Source organism: Bacillus litorisediminis, assembly GCF_022808645.1.
In the GTDB taxonomy this organism is placed as follows: domain Bacteria; phylum Bacillota; class Bacilli; order Bacillales; family JC228; genus Bacillus_BF; species Bacillus_BF litorisediminis.
The window spans coordinates 1-19064 of the sequence record NZ_JAKZKT010000003.1; the positions used below are offsets into that span (position 1 = coordinate 1).

The window sequence follows — 19064 nt, forward strand, 5'->3', positions numbered from 1 at the left end:
TCTTAAAAAATTAGCCAACTGGACTTGGGTAAGTCCAAAAATGGCATAAAGAATAAGAATAATAGACAAATCACACTCATTTCTAAGATGGATTCTGAGAAAAATTCTTAAAATCATAAAGGCATTTTGGAATAAAAACATTCCCAAATGCCTTTTGTCTTCAATCTGAAACTCCGCAAAAGCAAACTCCGCAAAAGCGGAGTTTTTAAAAATCAAAATTGTCAGGATCTGAACCAAATCTTTGATTTTGATTGAGACTATCAATTTGATTCATATCTTCAGCGGTTAATTCAAAATCGAAGATGTCTGCATTTTCTTTTAACCGTTTTTCATTTACTGATTTCGGAATAATGATGACGTCGTGCTGCAGGTGCCAGCGTAAAATAATCTGGGCTGGTGACTTTTGATGCTTTTCAGCAAGCTTCACCAAAACCGGATGATCAAGCACACGTCCACGGGCAATGGGAGACCATGCTTCTACCTTAATGTCATGCTTCTTACAGAACTTTTTAAGCTCTGTCTGCGTAAGCAGAGGATGACATTCAATCTGATTAACTGTCGGTTTTTCGTTAGCTGTACTCATCAGATCCTCAAGATGATGAGGCTGAAAATTACTGACACCGATTGCCTTCACTGCCCCCTCTTGATAAAGACGTTCCAGAGCCTTCCATGTCTCTTTGTACTTCGCAGCTACTGGCCAATGGATTAAATATAAATCAATATAATCCAATCCCAGCTTATTAAAACTGGACTCAAATGCTTTTAAGGTCGAGTCATATCCTTGATCACTATTCCAAACTTTTGTTGTCACAAAGATATCTTTTCTCGGAACACCGCTTTCTCTAATTGCACTTCCAACCCCTTCTTCATTTTCATAAAAGGCGGCCGTATCAATCAGACGATACCCAATCTGTAAGGCTGCCTGAACGGTTGCTTCTGTTTGCTGCCCTTCTTCTACTTTATATACCCCCAAGCCAAAATAAGGCATTTCAATTCCATTATGTAAGGTTGTTGTCCCCTGTAAGGTTTTTCTCATATATTGGCCCTCCATTAAAATAAGTTTCTTTTTCCATGATAACCGAACTCTTAATTCATCTTCCACTTTTGAAACTTGTTATGAGAAAGTAATGAAAAAGTGCCATTTGAACATAATAAAATCGATACTAATATTAGGAGGTCCATCATGAAACTAAAACTTTTTCCGATCTTATTAAGTTTTTTATTGATATTGGGCGCTTGTGGGGGAGCCACCGATGAAGGCAATGATGCTGCAGATAATAACGGCGGCGACACCGCAGAAAATGGCGGGGCTGCTGAAGGAAATGGGGATCAGGAAGATGCCCAAGAGGAAGAGAATCAAGAAGCACAAGCGGCCAAAATCGGTGATACGGTGACTGTTGAAGGAGTCAATATTACGCTTGAAAGTGTCGAAGTGTATCAAGGTGAAATTAATGAATTTCAGCCCTTAACCCAAGACCACGCTATTGTAGCTAACTTTGTTGTTGAGAACACGAATCAGGAAGCGTATTTTATTGATAGTACTGAATTCACTCTATATGATGCTGAAGGGTTTGAATTAACTCAAGCATTACCGGCAGAAGATATGGCTCTATCAACTGAACTTCCTGGAGGGAAAAAAGCACGAGGATCCGTTTACTTTGATGTTCCCGCGCAAGAGGGTGAGTGGGAGCTTCGATATGAATCAATGGCTTCCTTTGACGGTGATGCAGCCGTTTGGAGATTTCCGGCAAAATAAAAAATTTTGACTTGAAGAACTGAGAGACCCAGATCAACTAATTTTGACTGATAGAACCGCGGATTTGACCGATAGAAACTAATTTTGACTGATAGAACGCGGATTTGACCGATAGAAGCCAATTTTGACTGATAGAACGCGGATTTGACCCGCAGAAACTGATTTTGACCGATAGAACTTCGGGTTTGACCGATAAAAACCCATTTTTGACTGATAAGCACCTCGATTTGACTCATAGAACATAATTTTGACCGATAGAACATAATTTTGACCCGTAAACATCGATTTTGACCGATAGAATTTCTCGAAAACACTCGGCATTATCTAACCAAAAAAATAGCAGGGTAGTCCCTGCTATTTTTTTGGTTGGGTTTTAAAATATGCCTCTTCCAATTCATCTTCTGAAATCCAAACTATGTTTCTCTTCTTTAACGAATACTCTATTATCTGTTTTTTTATATTAGGAAAAAGAACGATATGATCTAACTCGGATAAAGGAATCCATTTAACTCCTGTCTGATATGGGTCCGGATAATCAGGATACTTTGGCACAGAGCCATTCTTTAACTTGCTTTCAAAGAAAAAGCTAATAGTGTGAGTGTCCCCAAACCTATAGCTGCTTAAATGTGGAGCGTATTCATAGACAAATGCTAATGGGCCTACATCGACATCAGCGCAAGCTTCTTCCATTGCCTCTCTTCGGACGGTATCCCGAATCGATTCATGGGGATCAACCCCGCCACCCGGTAAATTATAATGAACTCCTCGCTCATTTGTAAATTCAACGAGCAAAATCGATTGATTCTGTATAATCACAGCCCCAGCACGGACTCTAATGTGATATGTCATAGATTTTGTTCCTCTCCATTTAAAATAAAATCGTTTTTGTTGCCTAAAAACAGCAATCGATGAAGAGGTCTTGTCATGGAAACATATAGCAGCTTTACATCTAATTCCTCTTCTTTTCTAAAAGATTCCTCCAGGGAAACAATAAAGACCACGTCAAATTCTAGTCCCTTAACCAGATAGGAAGGCACTATTACAATGTTCTCCTTTTTTAGTTGGTCTTGCTCATGAAGAAGCTGAATCGAGATTTTGCTGCTTCTCTCAAGAATTTTTGCGATTTTACGGCAATCCTTCATCGTTTTTCCGATTATCGCAAAAGTCTGGAACCCTTCTTCTTTATAAGCAGCGATCCATTGCTCAATCTGATCTAAAACGTCCTTTTTTTCTTTAATTTCTATAAATTTGGGCTTCTCCCCATGACGCACGACCGGCTCAACTTTCGGAGTTTCCTCTGGAATCAAAGCAAGCAGTTTATTTGCTTCCTCCATAATTTCAACTGTTGTCCGATAACTTTTCTGCAATTCTATATAAGTCGCGCGCGGAAACAAATCGTTCTTGATTAATTGCCAGTCAGTGATTCCGCGATAAGCGTGAATCCCCTGGGCTAAATCCCCTACAATCGTAAACATATCTGTTTCAAGTGCTGCCTTTAAAGAAGCAAATTGAAGATAGCTATAATCTTGTGCTTCATCAATCACAACATTCTTGGCACGGTAATGAGGGTCAATACCATATAGGGCTTGCTGCAAATAAAGAAGTGGAGCGAGATCCTCCATTTCTAATTGTTTCTGAGCCATTAATTGAAGACTGTACCGACATAAAGCTTCAGCCTTTTTGGAAGAAAGTTTTCCATCGGCAAATTTCATTAAACGGCCGGGGTCATGAAACAGCTCCTCGTAATAATCCAGCAGTTTTTTTCTTGGAAATTTTCTTAAATATTGCGGCACCGCTGTCCGAATCGCTTTTTGAACCTCTTTCACTCTCATTTCCTTTCGGTCTAAAGCTTCCGAGACGTAAGCTTGTCTCTTTTTAGGATCTTTCATCCGATAAATCGCTTTTTCGATTTTGTCATCGTAAAACTGGATAATTTTATCGACCATTAGCTTTTTCTTTTGCCGCACATCATTTTGTAAAACCAATTTTAATTTCTCTACACGTCGGTAAACAGGTAAGTACTGATAGTCATCTCGAAAAAGAGCGGTCCATTTTTTGGCCGTAAAAATTTTATACTTGTCGACATAAACATCTTCGGTTGCATGAAACGTGTGCTCAATATGCTGCAAATACCGATCAAGAATTTTCTTCATAAGCTTGGAACCTTTTAGCCCGGAAATAGATGCCGCAGTTTTGACTTCATCTGAACCTTGTTCAACTAACTGGATCAGCTTCTGGTCATTGATTAGGTTTATGTTCACTCCGATGCATTGAAGCACAAAGTCTGTAAAGGTAAACTGTTTCACTTTTTCAACTCCAAGCTCAGGCAGTACTTCTGAAATATAATCAATGAATAGCCGGCTAGGAGCTAAAATCATCAAATTTTCTGGCTGGAAATACTCAGCATAGTTGTAAATGAAGTAGGAAATTCTGTGTAATGCTATAGTGGTTTTACCGCTTCCTGCTGCGCCTTGAACAATAATCGGTTTGTTTAAATCTGCACGGATGACACGGTTCTGTTCTTCTTGAATGGTGTTAATGATATCGGTGAGGCGGTTGCTGGCACTTTTAGCTAAAGATTTTTGGAGGATTTCATCATTTGTCGTCAGGTCAATATCGCGAACTTCCTCAAGTTCCCCTTCTTCAATAATGTACTGTCTTTTTAACGACAGTTCCCCATGATAGACTTCTCCTTCAGCATGGTAAGATTCTTCCCCGATTCGTCCCTCGTAATAAAGGTTCGCAATCGGTGAACGCCAGTCAACAATGATTGGTTCCTGATTTTCTCGTTTGTATAAGGAGGTTTTTCCGATGTAGTAAATTTCCTTGTCTTTCTGACCCTCTCTTAAAAAGTCAATTCGAGCAAAGTATGGCTTGGCACGGAGCTTTTTTAGTTTTTCAAGATCTGCTTTGGACATTTCGAAAAATCTGGCATTCGCTAACAATTCCGTATAGCTTAAACTGGAATCAGCATCAACAAGATCCTCAAATGCTAATTTCATATTCTCCTTAAACTGCTCCGAACTCGTCTCGGCTGTCAAAATCACAGCGTCCATATACTTTTTCGTAAATTGCAATCGTTTGACTTCTGCTTCAAAATCAGGATGATTTTTTACAGACATAAAGGTCTCCTTTCCTGTTTAGAAATCGTAAACGTCCATTCCTTTAATAGCGGTGAAATAGATTAAAAGAATGGTAAATTGGAAACCATGGCAGTCATTTCGCCGGGAGCAATAATGGTTGTGGAAAAAACAGGGTAAAGATTATTCTAATCGAAGGGAAATACGGAATCAAGAGGAAAAGAAATAAATGTTAAAAACTACTGTCATTGCAGTGAGCTCCTGCGAAGACACCGTTCTGCGATTTGTGGTTGAATCTACTAAATTGTTGTTAATAAAAAAAGAAGGACTTTTTCCCCTCATGTTTTTCTTTATGATCCTTTACAAAATGATTCCCTATATTTTAGAAGGAAAAATGCTGGCCCCTTCACAGCGGCCAGCATCCTTTAACTAGTGAACCGTAATATCTTTGTTTGCTTCAACCCCATTGGATTCTACCGTCAAAGAAATTTCCCCTGCTTTTAACCCAGTGAGGATTCCTGTAGCAGTATCAAAAACAGCATCATACTGATTGGATTCTTTCGCTTTATTAAGAGCATCGCCTGTTCCAATATAGACATTTTCACTTCCGCTCCATTTGACGCTGGCTGGGTACATAAGAGGGAAGGTTAAGTTGCCTGCTTGATGTCCGGTTGCTTTAATCTCCACGGTTTCCCTGCTCCAATTGTTTCTGGTCCATCTACTGTTATAGCTTCAAGAAGCGGGTTCACTTCTGCCCGGATCCATTCTGTATCTTCAATTGGACTTATTTCACTTGATTTTTCAGGTCCATTCGCTTTAGATGGAATCGGGGTTGGATCAACTCCGAACATAGTCCAAGCATAGAAACCTCCTTCATCCGCAGCACCATATGGAGCCTTTCCGGCAGGACCTACAATCATGTAAGGAACGCCATCGACGCGGTCCACATTCACGGTATGTGCATGTCCGGACAGATAAATGACCCCTTTGCCGCCTGATTTTTCTCTAAACTCAGTTAACCACGTTTCAATCAGCTCTGCTTCTTTTCGGTCACTCAGCTGACTGTTCGCCGTAGAAAGCGGATCCCTTGTAGGATGGTGGCCAAACACAACTACATTTTTAATAGTTGGATCAGCAGCTGCCCTATCTAATGTTTCCTTTAACTCGACTAATTGATCAAAATCAGACGTACGGAAGCTGCCTGTCGCTGAATCAAGCAATGCAAATTGCGTCCCGTTATGGGTAAAAAAGAACTTGTTTTCCCCAAAAGCTTTCATAAAATTATCCTTGTTCCCTGTCCCCATCATTTCATGGTTCCCAGGTACATAATAGATCGGGAACTTATCGCCAACCTCTTCCTCTAAGATCTGCTTTGCCAATTCAAAGTCTTCTGGATAAGCTGTATCTACTAAATCGCCGCCGATAATTAAAAACTCAGGGTCATTCGCCACGATCTGCTTCAAGCTTTCTCTAGCCAGACGAACCTGCTGACTATTCGGTGAGCTTGCTACAAACTGACTGTCAGACATCACCGCAAATTTCCAGCGATCTTTTTCAATTTCTCCATTTTGGATTACTAAAGAATCGGCTTTCTCTGAGATGACCGGCACCTCAACGGTCGGGCTTACTTTAACAAACAGATCATCATACACAAGTTCATCTGTGTATTGGTCATTTCTGTTTGTCTCAATTGCTCCGATGGTTCGTAACTCAAGCGGATAAGCTACTCCTGCAGGAACAGCAATCTCAACCTTTTGCCAGCCTGTCCAAGTGACATATGGCCCGTAAAGATAATGATAGCTTCCATTAGCACCTCTTAATGTAAAAGACATCCACTCGCCTTTTCCATTTCCTTTTACCCACAAACCGATTGATTGCGGCTCACCAGGAAGCATAAGCGATTGAACAGGGTGGATATTAGCCGTACGGGTTCCTGTAGACGCTGTAAAATCGAAACTCACCTTTATCCCATTCCCGTTTCTGCCTGCTGCAGATGAAATCGTTCCAGAACCACGGGCAGAGGAGAAGCGCCAATCTGACAAAGCTTCCATTTCTGAAATCGTTTCTGTTTTTAATCCAACCGTCACAGGAAGATAGGCTTTTTTTTCATTAACGGTCGCAGTGACTAAGGTAGAGCCTTCGCTTACCTTTGCAATCGCGGAAAATGTTCCGTCTGTATTGTTCCTAACTTCAATGACAGATCGGTCATACTCCAACTGAACATCACTCGGTTCGATTGGGGCGGAGTAGCCATTTTCGTCATAACCATTGATATGGAACGTTTCAGTGGCTCCTTCTGCTAACCCAAGTCTAGGCTTGTTTGTTTCGATCTTGTCCAGTTCGCCTAAAACGGTAATCGGGGTTGTCCCTTTTATATTTTTAGCCTGAACTTCTACAAGAGCAGTTCCAGATTTCGCTGCATGGAAAGTCCCATCCTGATCAAACTTTCCAACGTCACTAGGGAGGGTTTGCCAGCTTACTTCCTCTGTCCGGACAGAACCAAAAGCATCATCATAGCCTGCTGCAGCAAAGACCCTTGTTAATCCAGGAAAGACACGATCTGAATGTTCAAGTGTTGATTGTGTATGTACATTCAAACCAGAAAGAATGCCATTACCCTTTTCAGTAAAAATGCCAATTCCATTCGGAACGGCACGTTCTGTTCCATCTGACGGATTATTTTTAATTTCAACCTGATCTTCACCAGGCGTACGTGCAACCAGTGTAGAGGATCCGCCTCCATCTAGATTCAGCGCTTGATAAGATCCGAACTCTTTCATGAGCTCTCCCATTTCACGAAGAGTCATGCCGCGGCTGCTTGCTTGTCTGCCATCCACAACAACAAGATACATCTCTTTTCCATCAGCAGAAAAACCAATCGCTGTCCGAGGGGCAGTAACTGAATCATCGACAGGCTGAACTTCTCCATCTTTTACAAGAGTTGGATTTCCGCCAATAGCAAATGTAAAGAGTTCTCCATTAGACACCTTTGGCGCATACTCTACTGAAACTTCATCTCCTATTTTCAATGGTTGTAAAGCTGCTGCCCCCGCTTCACGGCCAATTAATAGAAAGGAGTTTTCAGGAATATTGCTATTTGTGATGCTTGGACTGCTTTTCACTACTTTTCCATTTTCAACCAAAACTTCATGAACGGAAGTACTTCCGCCAGCTGCTCCACTTAGGGAGGAATTGCCCCATTGTGCCGTATATAAGCCGATTCCATCTTTAGGAATGCTGCTTTGATTCAACGCATGAAGTAAATGCTTGCTGCCGTTAAAGGATACATTTCCTTCTAACAGAATGTCGGCAAGCTGTCCAATGCCACTTTCTGTAATTCCGGCTGATTTCTCCCGACCAGGCTGAGCACCTTTCACAAGCTGTCCATTTTCAATTTCCGCGCCAAGCGGGGCATTGGTATTATTAATATCAAAGAAGTCACCGTTTACACCGGCAATTGCCCCTTTACGATTAGCAGATTTTGAAATCCCTTCTGCCTTTGATACCACTCCCGGATGGAGCAGGTCGGCAAAAACAGATGGATTGCTTAAATCTACTTTCAGCATTTCTCCATTAAACCAACCACGGGCATCAAATCGCTCAAAAGTGGTCAATTCAACCCCTTTTCCAATCTGTTCGGTGTGATGATTGGTAACAAGCGTCTTTCCCCTGTCACCTTCAATGATCGTCTGCGGCTCATCCTGTTTCGATGATTGCGCGGGACGCTCATCAAGGACTGAGGATGGATCTAGACTTTTTGGCAAAGTTTCAGCTAGTGCCGGAGAAACTAGACTGAATAGTATTGAAACCATTAAAGACCAGACCAGTAATAATCTTGATTTCATCCATTAACACTCCTTTTCATAAAAATAGAGTCTTTCACTATTAAACCTAGCGATTCTCTTTTAAAGAAATGTGTTAATTTTGTGGGAATTTTGTAAATATATAGGGTATTATGGAAAAATGAGGAATTATGCCTACTGGCTGTATGGGAATAAGTTCATGCTAAATGGATGGCAGCGACAATGGAGCCGGGATTTATGAAGTTCTTATTCCAAAAAAAAATGCAGGAGGCATAAATGCTCCCTGCATTTTTGGTTTAAGAGAATAAACTTTTTATACTTTCAATTAAGTTTTTAAAGAAATCTATAATAGTTTGAAGAAAACCTTTGTCTCCTACCGCTTCTTCGATCCTTTGTTGGATATCGTTTGCGAGGTTTTCAAGCTGGGACTGAACATTATCAAAGTTAATATTTAAATTCCTCATTTTTTCAAATAAATCGATTAGCAGCTGACGATCTTCAGGACTCAGGCTGATTTCAAGTGCTTTTAATCTTTCATCAATGATTTGCTCCACTTCTTCTCGTGATACAGGGTTTTGTTCTGCAATTTGCTGCTTAATTTCCGTTAACAGTTCGCTTACTTTGTCCTGATCTAACCCTTCCTTTTGTGCTAACTCGGTTGCAAGACTCAGCTCCTCATTAGCCACTTGTGTCCTATCCTTGTTAAGCTCTGTTCCTTCTCCTTCGTCATATGCCTTGTAAATACCAACAAGAGCTGAGTGGCCGCTTACTTTTACCGGAGATGCTACATCTACCACCGCATTTTCAATGCCTGCAGTCAATAAAGCATTGGCATACATTTCATCGGTAACCTCGGTAATATTTTCAGGAGTTACTTGGTTAATAACAAGACCTTCTCCAGAATCATTTCTAGTAATTTTCGCAGAGGAATACATATTAGAATGGGGATCCCCATCAATATACTGAACAAGGTCCTCTCCTGTTACCGTTATTTCTTTCACCATGGTGGGGTCTGTTACATTTAATAGTTCCCGGACTTCTTCTTTCTGCGCTTCAGAAAGTGCTTCCCCATACACAACAACCGGAAGTCCATATTTTTCATTAATGCTATCTCCCTGATCATTACTATCTGCATGAACAGCATTCATATTTCCTATAAATGAAACAAGCAGCAACAATGTACCACATGCGATCATTTTAAAGAACCTCATCGGTTTCTCTCCTTTATTTTTTATATTGTCCATTATACTTACAATATGACGAATACCCTAACAAATAAGTTTCAAAACCAGAAAGAAATAGGCAGAAATGGAAATGATAAAAAGAAAAAACGAATTATCCGTATGCTGCTATCAAACATGATCCACAAGCAGAGAAATATATCAATTTCCAAAACGAAAAAAATAGTCTGTTTTGATCAAACAGACTATTTTTGATAATCACTTACTTGATTAATAATGTTTCTCCATCCAGCTATATCAGGCATTAGATTAAGATTTTGTACCCTAAAATCAAAAAAGCAATGAAATAAACCATGTGACATCCATTTACACAGATGTTTTATTATCCTGCCTTCCCTCTAATGCTTTTCTTAAATCTTGAAAACTATCAAATTTCGTAACTTCTTTAGGAAACTGTATGAAAGAAGTGACAGGATTCGGTACCACAAAAGTTTGAATTCCGGCATCAACTGCTGCCTGTGAACCATGTCCTGAGTCTTCAATCGCTACTGCTTCTTCAGGATGGAGGCCTAGCTTTTCCAAAGTTCTCACGTAAAGTTCTGGATCTGGTTTTACTTTTGCTACATCATCACTAGTTAAAAGAATTGGAAAATAGTCAGTTAACTTCTCTTTTTCTAAATAGGCTTGAACCCATTCCAACCGAGAACTTGAAGCAATCGCAAGCTTCACGTTTTGCTCAATTAAGAAACCGATTAATTCTCTTACATCGTCCCTCAGAACCAACGCGGACCTGCGGTTTTGAAATTCCTCTTCTGCTTGTTCTTCAAGCCATTTTCGGTCAAAAGCATCCCCAATTTCTTCTTCTAGCTGATTGGCAAGCACGTCATTAACGGTTCCAATTACCTGTGCAAACATTTTTAATGATAAAGAATATCCATAGCGTTTCTTTAAAAGATCACGATATACTTCAAACCATACACTTTCTGTATCAATAATGGTTCCGTCAAAATCAAATATAACTGCCTTCATTCAGATGCCTCCTGTTTCCATGTTTTTTACATCGTACCATAGTTATTGGTATTTGTTTGGGGGATTTCTGTAAGTTTACGCTATTTAGCGTCATACATGACTAATATAGAATGTTATGAAATGATTGTTAAAGTGCCGATTATAATATTTATGAAAAACAAATTCCGATACATTCCGTATATAAAATATCGAGTAAATAATGAATTTTACCGATAATATGTATTTGTAAAGGAGGGAAATGAATGTTACAAGAATTCAATCATTTAATGGACTACATTGAAACACATTTGACGGAAGATATCTCTGGAAAAGATATATCAAAAATTGTAGGAATATCTGATTATCATTTTAAAAGAATGTTTTCGTATTTGGCTGGAATATCATTGAATGAGTATATCAAAAATAGGAGATTATCTGCTGCAAATGTTGAGTTAATTAACGGAGCAAAGGTGACAGATGTTGCCTATAAATATGGTTTTCAATCTATAGAAGGATTTTCAAGAGCCTTTCGTGAATGGAGTGGTTTTTTACCTTCAGAAGTAGCTAAAAACAAAATTCAAAAATCATTTCCCAAATTTTCATTCTTTATAGATATAAAAGGAGGAAAATCAATGGAATTCAAAATTGAAAAGAAAGAGAAGTTTAATATAGTAGGTGTATCGAAAAGAGTGCCCATTCAATTCGAAGATGAAAATAATGCAATTATAGAACTAGCCGAGTCAATTACCGAACAACAAAGAAATGAAATGCATCAATTAGCTGATTTATATCCTCATCAGGTCTTGAATGTATCTTATGATTTTGATGATGGCTTCTTGGAAGAAAAAGGCCACTTAACTCATATGATTGGTTTTGCAACTACAAAAGAAAATCCATTCGATGATTTAGAACAACTTTCAATTGAAGAAAGTTTATGGGCCATTTTCCCTAATCAAGGACCATTTCCTGCTACGCTTCAAGAAACTACCGCTAAAATTTATTCTGAATGGCTGCCTTCTTCAGGATATGAAATAGCAGATTTACCTGGGATTTCATTTACAAAGTACAATGGCACTTCGGAAAATGTATATAGCGAAATTTGGATGCCAGTAAAGAAAAAATAGTTAGCGATACACTTAGATGATTATTATATTTACTGAAGTGTCATTCCGTTAAATCTTCATTTACAATACTAGACCAGTTAGAAAAAATCTGACTGGTCTTTTTGATAAAATTCAACACTTATCGCTAACAGAGCCTGCTACTTTTAATTGTAGGAAAGGGAAAGAGGAGGCTGATGATATACGGCTTCATTTTTCATGAAATCTTTGTATACGAGTTAATTGTAACGGTATGCGAGTCTTGGACTTATACCAAACAAAAAAACCGGGAATTCCCGGTTTTTCTAATGCTGTTTTAATTTAATTTTTGCTCATAAGTACTAAATATTTTTCACTGAATTACCTTTTCTTCTTCTTGTCTAAAGGAGTTAACGCGGCTGCTTTTGATTTGGTCACTTTTTCTAGGTTAACTTGTACATAGATTTTATTGTCATCAACGGTAGCAACACTTAATACTTTTCCTTTACGGCCTTTAATTTTTATCTCGTCGCCTGCTGAAGGAACATGTTTTAACAGCTGATTTAAGACGAGATCTTTATTTTCAAAAAAATACACAGAAAACATCTGGCCCTCACCTTTTTCAATTGGTTGTGATTAAACAATATGTGGGAATACTTTGGTTTAGACCTGATCTATAAGAAAATTCCCTCATTTTGTCCTTCATCACCCTTATGAAGGACAGTTGATTCTTCGACTTTCCCGGTTTTGTCTCCCCGAGAAGCAGAAAAATAGACTGCGATTCTAAATCGCAGTCTATTTGACTGAAACTTCTTTTTTTACTGGTGCCTGGTGAATAGCCCTCCCTTTAATCGCCTCAACTGCCTCTAACAAAGCTTCATTCATACTCGGATGCGGATAGGCTGGAAAGAGAAGATCCTCGTCCCTAGCAACCATTTCAAGGGCAAAAATGCCGGATGAAATTAATTCTACTGCCCCGTCCCCCATAATGTGAACACCTAAAACTCGGTCCGTTCCGCTTTCCTTTAACACTTTTACAAAACCGTCCTTTTGTTCCCTTAAACCAGCGTAGCCGTTTCCCGCTATCAAAAATTGGCCAGCTTCATATGGCAGGTTTTCATTTTGTGCTTCTTCCTCCGTCATTCCGACTGCTGCAATTGGCGGAATCGTATGGATCACAGTCGGCACATAGGAATCATCCCATTCTGAAGGAATCCCTGCCAGCATTTCTGCTGCTACTTTTCCTTGTCGAATCGCTTTTACCGCAAGCTGTTTACCGCCTGTCACATCTCCAATTGCGTATAGATTTCTTATCGAGGTACGACATTTGGAATCTACTAAAATAAATCCAGATGAATCAAGCTTCATTCCGAGGCGGTCAATTCCTAAATCAGAAACATTACCTTCATAGCTGGAACGGCTATAAAAATATTCACTAGAAAGCTGCTGTACTTCCCCTTTCGGATTCTTTACATCAATCTCAATGCCTGTTTCGTTTTCCTCAACCTTTTGAATCTGACCTGATAACAGTGTGATTTTTTTCTTTTTACATTGCCTTTTTAATTCCTTTATAATAGCTCCATCCAGGTAAGTAAATTCATCGTCTTCTACGATACAAGTTACTGTGCTTCCTAAAGCAGAATAGCAAAATGCCGCTTCAAGTGCCAAATAATCGGCTCCGCTTACAATCAATGAGGAAGGAATTTTCTCGATACTATATACAGTTCGTTCATTGATAATATTTTTAGTGCCGTTAAAATGCGGAATAGCACGGCTTCCCGTTGCAATAATCGCATGATTAAATCGGTAAACATCAAACTGGTGGCCATTTTCTACACCCAATCGGTCTTCAGATAAAAAGGAGGCACTTCCTTCAATTCTTTCAATTTTATTCGCTTTGCATAAGGCCTCCACACCCGCTCTTAGCTGTGAAATAACTTGATTTTTATAGCTTTGCAGTCTTGTAAAATCCAGGCCGGGCTTCTCCAGCTCAAAGCCCAGCTTTTCTAAATGGGGAAATACTTGACTTTGCTTTGCTGCTTCCGCAAATACCTTAGAAGGGATGCATCCTTCATTTAAACAGACACCGCCCATATCATTTTTTTCAATCAGTGTCACTTCTTTCCCTAATTGTGCCGCACGAATCGCAGCTGAATATCCCCCAGGGCCTCCGCCAATGATAATGACATCACGATCCATCGCTAATTCTCCAACAACCATTTACACCAGCTCCACTAGTAATAGACTTGGATTTTCCAGAAATTCAGCTAATCGATTGGTAAAGGCTACGGCTGTTGCTCCGTCTGCAACCCGATGATCAAAAGACATTGAGACATTCATTACATTTCCAATTACGATCTCTCCATTTTTTACGATTGGTCTTTCTTTCGTTTTATGGAAAGCGAGGAGAGCCGTTTCCGGATAGTTAATAATTGGCGTTGCTCCTATGCTGCCAAGGGGACCAACATTTGAAATCGTAAAGGTGCTTCCCTGCAGGTCTTTAGCTGAGAGTTTATTTTCTAGTGCTTTTTTTGTATATTCCTTCATTTCTTGATGAATCGTTAAAATAGACTTTTTTTCAACCCGATGAATTACCGGTACAATTAGACCCTCTTCCGTATCAGTGGCGAGTCCAATATTGTATTCCTTTTTAAGTCTTATAACACCTTCTGCCTCGTCTAAATAAGCATTAAAGACCGGATAATCCTGTAAGGCTAATTGGACTGCCTTAACAAAAAATGCCCCTAAGGAAACAGTTTTTCCTGCTTCTTTTAATTGCTTTTTCATTTTCATCAATTCGGTTATCTCTAGTTCTTCGAAGTGGGTAACATGTGGAATTGTAAATAGGGATTGAACCATTTTTTTGGCAATTTGTTTTCTCCGACCTTTGAAAGGGATAACTTCCTCATCATTCCTCACTGAGACAGGTGGCGGGGAGAGTTCTATTTCCTTATTCTTAGTTTCAATAGCTACCGCAGCCTCGTTGCTTCCATTTAACGAATCCATATAGCGGTAGACGTCGTCATCTGTGATTCTCCCTGCAGGTCCGGTTCCCGTAATCTGTTCGATATCCACCCCATTTTCACGAGCGATTTTTCTCGTATAAGGTGCAGCTAATACAACCCTCCTTTGTTTTATTGTTTGGAATGCTTGCTGAGGACCTTCTATTACCCTGTTGTCCGTTGTCTCGATAACGGGCTGTTTTTCTTGACCTGCAGCAGCACCTTTTGCCTCGATTAAAATCAGTGTGGTCCCGACCGTTACCGTCGTACCAGGCTCTACTACAATTTCTTTAACAATCCCATCTGCCGGACAAGGAAGTTCAGCCACCATTTTATCGGTTTGAACCTCCACAAGCGGCTGATCACTTTTCACATGATCACCGGGCTTGACAAAATAGTGGAGAATTTCCCCTTCTGTCATGCCTTCTCCAATATCATGAAGCTTCACCTCAAGCATGAAATCACTTCCTTATCTAAAATTGAACAGCGTTTGCAATCGCTTTCAAAACTCTCTTTGGCGTAGGTAAATAGTGATCTTCTAATGCGAAAAACGGTACAGGTACATCAAAGCCTGTTACTCTCTGAATCGGAGCTTTTAAGTATAAAAATGAAGTATCATTAATAATCGCCATCACATCATTAGAAACTCCTCCCGTAGCATGAGCTTCATGTACGATCACAACCCGGCCTGTTTTTTGAACGGATTGGCTAATTGCATCACGGTCAAGCGGATAAAGAGTCCGTAAATCAATGAGCTCGCAGGTAATTTCGTTTTCTTGAGCGGCTTTTACAGCTTGCTGACATACTGGCACCATCGCTCCCCAGGTAATAACCGTAACGTCCTCGCCGTTTTGGATGGTTTTTGCCTTCCCGATTTCAACTGTATATTTTTCCTCTGGCACATCTTCACGACTTGAACGATAGCAGCGCATTGGTTCCATAAATAATACTGGATCGGGATCCTCTACACTTGCAATTAACAATCCCTTCGCATCATATGGTGTGGACGGACAAACCACTTTAATCCCAGGCATATGAGTAAATAAGGTTTCTACACTGTCTGAATGAATTTCCGGAGCACGAACCCCTGCCCCGTATGGAGCCCGTATTACGAGCGGAACCGTGTATGTTCCCTTTGTCCGCATTCTCATTCTCGTTGCATGAGTCATAATTTGCTCATAGGCTGGATAAATAAAGCCTAAAAATTGAATTTCCGCGATCGGCAAAAGTCCGTTCATCGCCATGCCAATCGAAACACCAACAATCCCCGATTCACTTAAAGGCGTGTCAATAACCCGATCCTCTCCGAATTCTTCCTGAAGCCCATCCGTAGCCCGAAACACCCCACCGTTTTTTCCAACGTCTTCCCCTAGAACTAAAACATTCTCATTCTCCTGAAGCATTGTCCGCATTGCATCTGTAATCGCCTGTACCATCGTCAGTTTTTTTGTTTTAGTTGAGGTTTCAACTGTCATGCCTATTCCCCCTTTAATACTTGGAAGTAAGCTTCCTTTTGATCTTGAATGGTCCATGTTGGTTCTGCAAACACATAGTCAAACAGGTCATTTACATCAGGTTTAGGGAAAGCCTCCATTTCTTTAACTGCTGCCTCAATTTCTTCGGAAGCTTCTTCTTTAACGGATTCAATCCATGTCTCATCCCATAAGTTTTGATTCTTCATAAATCGTTCGATTCTTAAAATCGGATCAATTTGCTCTCTTTTCTGATTAATTTCATCCTGATTTCGATACTTGGTCGGATCATCTGCAGTTGTATGTGCACCTAGACGAAGCGTAACCGCCTCAATCAGTGTAGGCCCTTCTCCATTGCGGGCGCGTTCGAGTGCCTTTTTTGTTTCATAATACACAGCGAAAACGTCATTGCCATCGACTCGAATTCCTGGGATTCCATACGCAATTGACTTTTGTGCAATTGTTTCAGAGTTCATTTGTTTTTCTATCGGAACTGATATCGCATAACTATTATTTTGATTAAATAACACGATTGGAGCTTTAAATACGCTCGCGAAATTAAGTCCTTCATGGAAATCTCCTTCAGAAGTGGCTCCGTCCCCAAAATAAACAATCGCAGCATTTTTCGTGCCCTTTCTCTTTTCAGCCAAAGCGGCTCCCGTTGCCTGCGGTATTTGGGTAGCAATTGGCACCGCTGGAGGCACTATTTTTTTTCCTTCTGGCGGCACACATCCTTCAACTCTCCCGTTCCAATAAAGGAATACACGTGGCATGGAATGGCCAAATGTTAAGGTTGCTCCATGATCCCGGTAGGTAGGAAATAACCAATCATTTGGTTCAAGGGCTAATGCACTGCCCACTTGGGCGGCCTCCTGCCCTTCAAAGATAGCGTATGTGCCAAGCCTTCCCTGGCGCTGCAAACTAATTGCCTTCCGGTCAAACGTTCTAATTCGAATAAGGTGTTTGTAAAAGGTTTTAACCAATTCCTCTGACAATAGTGTCGTATCAATCTCTTGATTCACGTTTCCATGCGGATCAACATACTGAATAATCGGGAAATGTTCTTTCATCGGAATCACCCCTTGATTAATTTCGGATATCCCACTTTGGTCTTTTACTGTGAGAAAAGAAACTGCTTCTTTTCTTTCTTGCTTCCAATCTGGCTTCACAGAATCTGTCAGCTGCTTTACTAGTTGGAATTCCATGCGATTCAGAGTATCGGTAAATTTCTAAGAGAGAAGAATAAATGGTCGATGTTTTTTGTAAAACTCTTTCTTTATTCGGTCCGTATAGTTCATCCGCAACTTGAATAAGGCCGCCTGCATTTACTATGTAATCTGGTGCATATAGAATTCCCATTTCAAAAAGAATGTCCCCGTGTTTTGCTTCCAAAAGCTGATTATTTGCTGACCCTGCAATGGCCTTTACTTTTAACACCTCAATCGTGTCATCATTAATAATTCCGCCTAGTGCACATGGAACAAAGACATCTGCTGGTGCCTGATAAAGCTCAGCTTCAGAAACAGCTTTTACTTTTCCACCTATTGCTTTAGCTTTTTCTAACAAATAATCAACTGCATGCTGATTAATATCGTAGACATAAAGGTCACAGCCTTCTGAAAGCAATCTTTCGGCTACCTTCATCCCAACCTTTCCCAATCCTTGAATCGAATAGGTTTTTCCTGATAGCTCCTTAGAACCAAAAGCAGCTTCGTTAGTAGCTTGAATTCCATAAATAACCCCTAAAGAAGTAGGTACGGAGGAATCACCGCTTCCTCCATAGGTTTCAGGAACTCCGACAATGCAATTGGTCTCTTTCATTGCATGAACAAAGTCTTCTGGCGTTGTCCCCATATCAGTTCCTGTGTAAAATCTTCCATTCAATGAATCTACAAATTGGCCAAATGCACGGAACATTTCTGGACTTTTATCCCTAGAAGGATCTCCGATAATCACGGCCTTTCCTCCGCCAAAATCAACATCTGCTGCTGCACATTTATAGGTCATGCCCTTCGAAAGCCTCAGCACATCGTGGAGAGCCTCATCGAAAGAGGCATATTTGCGCATCCGGCATCCTCCGAGGGCAGGTCCTAAGGTCGTATCATGAATTGAGATAATTGCTTTTAACCCCGTCGAAGGGTCATTGCAAAAAACGACCTGCTCATGTTCAGATATATGTGAAAACAAATCCATTTCTGTCACTCCCTTTTAGAAAACGCTTACATTTTTTCGGATTAAAAAAATTATTCTAATGAGGCACGAATTTTCTTTTCAATCTCAAGCTTAGGCAAAATGTATTGAGTCACTTCTCCTTCACCGATGATCCCTTTCTCATTACGGACAACCACCGTAGTCACGACCTTATGATTTGTGAAGGAAGTGAGTTTGGCCGTAGCTGTAATCCGTGTACCAGCAGCAGTTGGAGCAACATGTTTAACCGTTACAGCACCACCCATGCCTTCCTCATGGTCTTCTAAAAACGGAAGGATAATTTGTCTTGCTGCCCATTCCATATGATAGACCATGGACACGGTCGAATACGCCGGATGAACGACCTTTCCTTCAAATTGGGCGTACATATCAGGTGTAACAACTGCATCAATCGTAGCTGTTTGCCCGACTTTCAAACCTTCTTTCATAGCGCGTCAGCTCCAATTCAAATTTAGGCATTAAAAAAAGAGTA

16 protein-coding genes are annotated in these 19064 nt (G+C 40.2%); 2 read left to right on the plus strand and 14 right to left on the minus strand.

Annotated elements, in window-relative coordinates; genetic code table 11:
* Positions 1-205: 205 nt before the first annotated feature.
* Positions 206-1036 carry an aldo/keto reductase gene (locus MLE14_RS01925; RefSeq protein WP_243296577.1) on the minus strand — a complete coding sequence of 277 codons (831 nt, stop codon included), beginning with the start codon at positions 1034-1036 and terminating at the stop codon, positions 206-208.
* Positions 1037-1183: 147 nt separating this feature from the next.
* Between MLE14_RS01925 and MLE14_RS01930 the strand changes: the two genes are divergently transcribed.
* On the plus strand, positions 1184-1756 hold the full coding sequence (locus MLE14_RS01930; protein ID WP_243296578.1) for a DUF4352 domain-containing protein: 573 nt from the start codon (positions 1184-1186) through the stop codon (positions 1754-1756).
* Between the two features lie 354 nt (positions 1757-2110).
* Here the strand turns inward: MLE14_RS01930 and MLE14_RS01935 are convergent, their stop codons facing one another.
* From MLE14_RS01935 to MLE14_RS01960, 6 genes are all read right to left on the minus strand, one after another.
* Positions 2111-2605, minus strand: a complete 495-nt coding sequence (locus tag MLE14_RS01935; protein WP_243296579.1) for an NUDIX domain-containing protein — start codon at positions 2603-2605, stop codon at positions 2111-2113.
* Positions 2602-4878 (minus strand): RNA polymerase recycling motor HelD, encoded by a 2277-nt coding sequence (gene helD / locus MLE14_RS01940; RefSeq protein ID WP_243296580.1) that lies wholly within the window; start codon positions 4876-4878, stop codon positions 2602-2604. Before helD ends, MLE14_RS01935 begins: the two co-directional genes overlap by 4 nt.
* A gap of 387 nt (positions 4879-5265) precedes the next feature.
* Positions 5266-5523: a hypothetical protein gene (locus tag MLE14_RS01945; RefSeq protein ID WP_243296581.1), complete on the minus strand. Its 258-nt coding sequence runs from the start codon at positions 5521-5523 to the stop codon at positions 5266-5268.
* Positions 5484-8681: a phosphodiester glycosidase family protein gene (locus MLE14_RS01950; RefSeq protein ID WP_243296582.1), complete on the minus strand. Its 3198-nt coding sequence runs from the start codon at positions 8679-8681 to the stop codon at positions 5484-5486. The genes MLE14_RS01945 and MLE14_RS01950 overlap by 40 nt, the downstream gene beginning before the upstream one ends.
* A gap of 254 nt (positions 8682-8935) precedes the next feature.
* On the minus strand, positions 8936-9850 hold the full coding sequence (locus MLE14_RS01955) for a DUF1002 domain-containing protein (protein WP_243296583.1): 915 nt from the start codon (positions 9848-9850) through the stop codon (positions 8936-8938).
* A gap of 336 nt (positions 9851-10186) precedes the next feature.
* Complete coding sequence (locus MLE14_RS01960; protein WP_243296584.1) at positions 10187-10849, minus strand: HAD family hydrolase; 663 nt, start codon at positions 10847-10849, stop codon at positions 10187-10189.
* A 242-nt stretch (positions 10850-11091) separates the two neighbouring features.
* Between MLE14_RS01960 and MLE14_RS01965 the strand changes: the two genes are divergently transcribed.
* Complete coding sequence (locus tag MLE14_RS01965; RefSeq protein WP_243296585.1) at positions 11092-11952, plus strand: AraC family transcriptional regulator; 861 nt, start codon at positions 11092-11094, stop codon at positions 11950-11952.
* A gap of 336 nt (positions 11953-12288) precedes the next feature.
* On the opposite strand, the gene MLE14_RS01970 is transcribed toward MLE14_RS01965, so the two are convergent.
* The 7 genes from MLE14_RS01970 to MLE14_RS02000 all read right to left on the minus strand — a co-directional run bounded on the left by MLE14_RS01970 (position 12289) and on the right by MLE14_RS02000 (position 19020).
* Complete coding sequence (locus MLE14_RS01970; RefSeq protein WP_243296586.1) at positions 12289-12513, minus strand: hypothetical protein; 225 nt, start codon at positions 12511-12513, stop codon at positions 12289-12291.
* Positions 12514-12702: 189 nt separating this feature from the next.
* Positions 12703-14127, minus strand: coding sequence for a dihydrolipoyl dehydrogenase family protein (locus MLE14_RS01975; protein WP_243296587.1), 1425 nt, complete (start codon positions 14125-14127; stop codon positions 12703-12705).
* Positions 14128-15366 carry a dihydrolipoamide acetyltransferase family protein gene (locus tag MLE14_RS01980; RefSeq protein ID WP_243296588.1) on the minus strand — a complete coding sequence of 413 codons (1239 nt, stop codon included), beginning with the start codon at positions 15364-15366 and terminating at the stop codon, positions 14128-14130.
* A 16-nt stretch (positions 15367-15382) separates the two neighbouring features.
* Positions 15383-16384 carry an alpha-ketoacid dehydrogenase subunit beta gene (locus MLE14_RS01985; protein ID WP_243296589.1) on the minus strand — a complete coding sequence of 334 codons (1002 nt, stop codon included), beginning with the start codon at positions 16382-16384 and terminating at the stop codon, positions 15383-15385.
* 2 nt (positions 16385-16386) lie between these two features.
* A complete protein-coding gene (gene pdhA / locus MLE14_RS01990; RefSeq protein ID WP_243296590.1) occupies positions 16387-17451 on the minus strand; it encodes a pyruvate dehydrogenase (acetyl-transferring) E1 component subunit alpha in 1065 nt (354 codons plus the stop codon).
* A gap of 16 nt (positions 17452-17467) precedes the next feature.
* Positions 17468-18574 (minus strand): Leu/Phe/Val dehydrogenase, encoded by a 1107-nt coding sequence (locus MLE14_RS01995; protein ID WP_243296591.1) that lies wholly within the window; start codon positions 18572-18574, stop codon positions 17468-17470.
* 50 nt (positions 18575-18624) lie between these two features.
* Positions 18625-19020, minus strand: coding sequence for a thioesterase family protein (locus tag MLE14_RS02000; RefSeq protein ID WP_243296592.1), 396 nt, complete (start codon positions 19018-19020; stop codon positions 18625-18627).
* Positions 19021-19064: the final 44 nt, after the last annotated feature.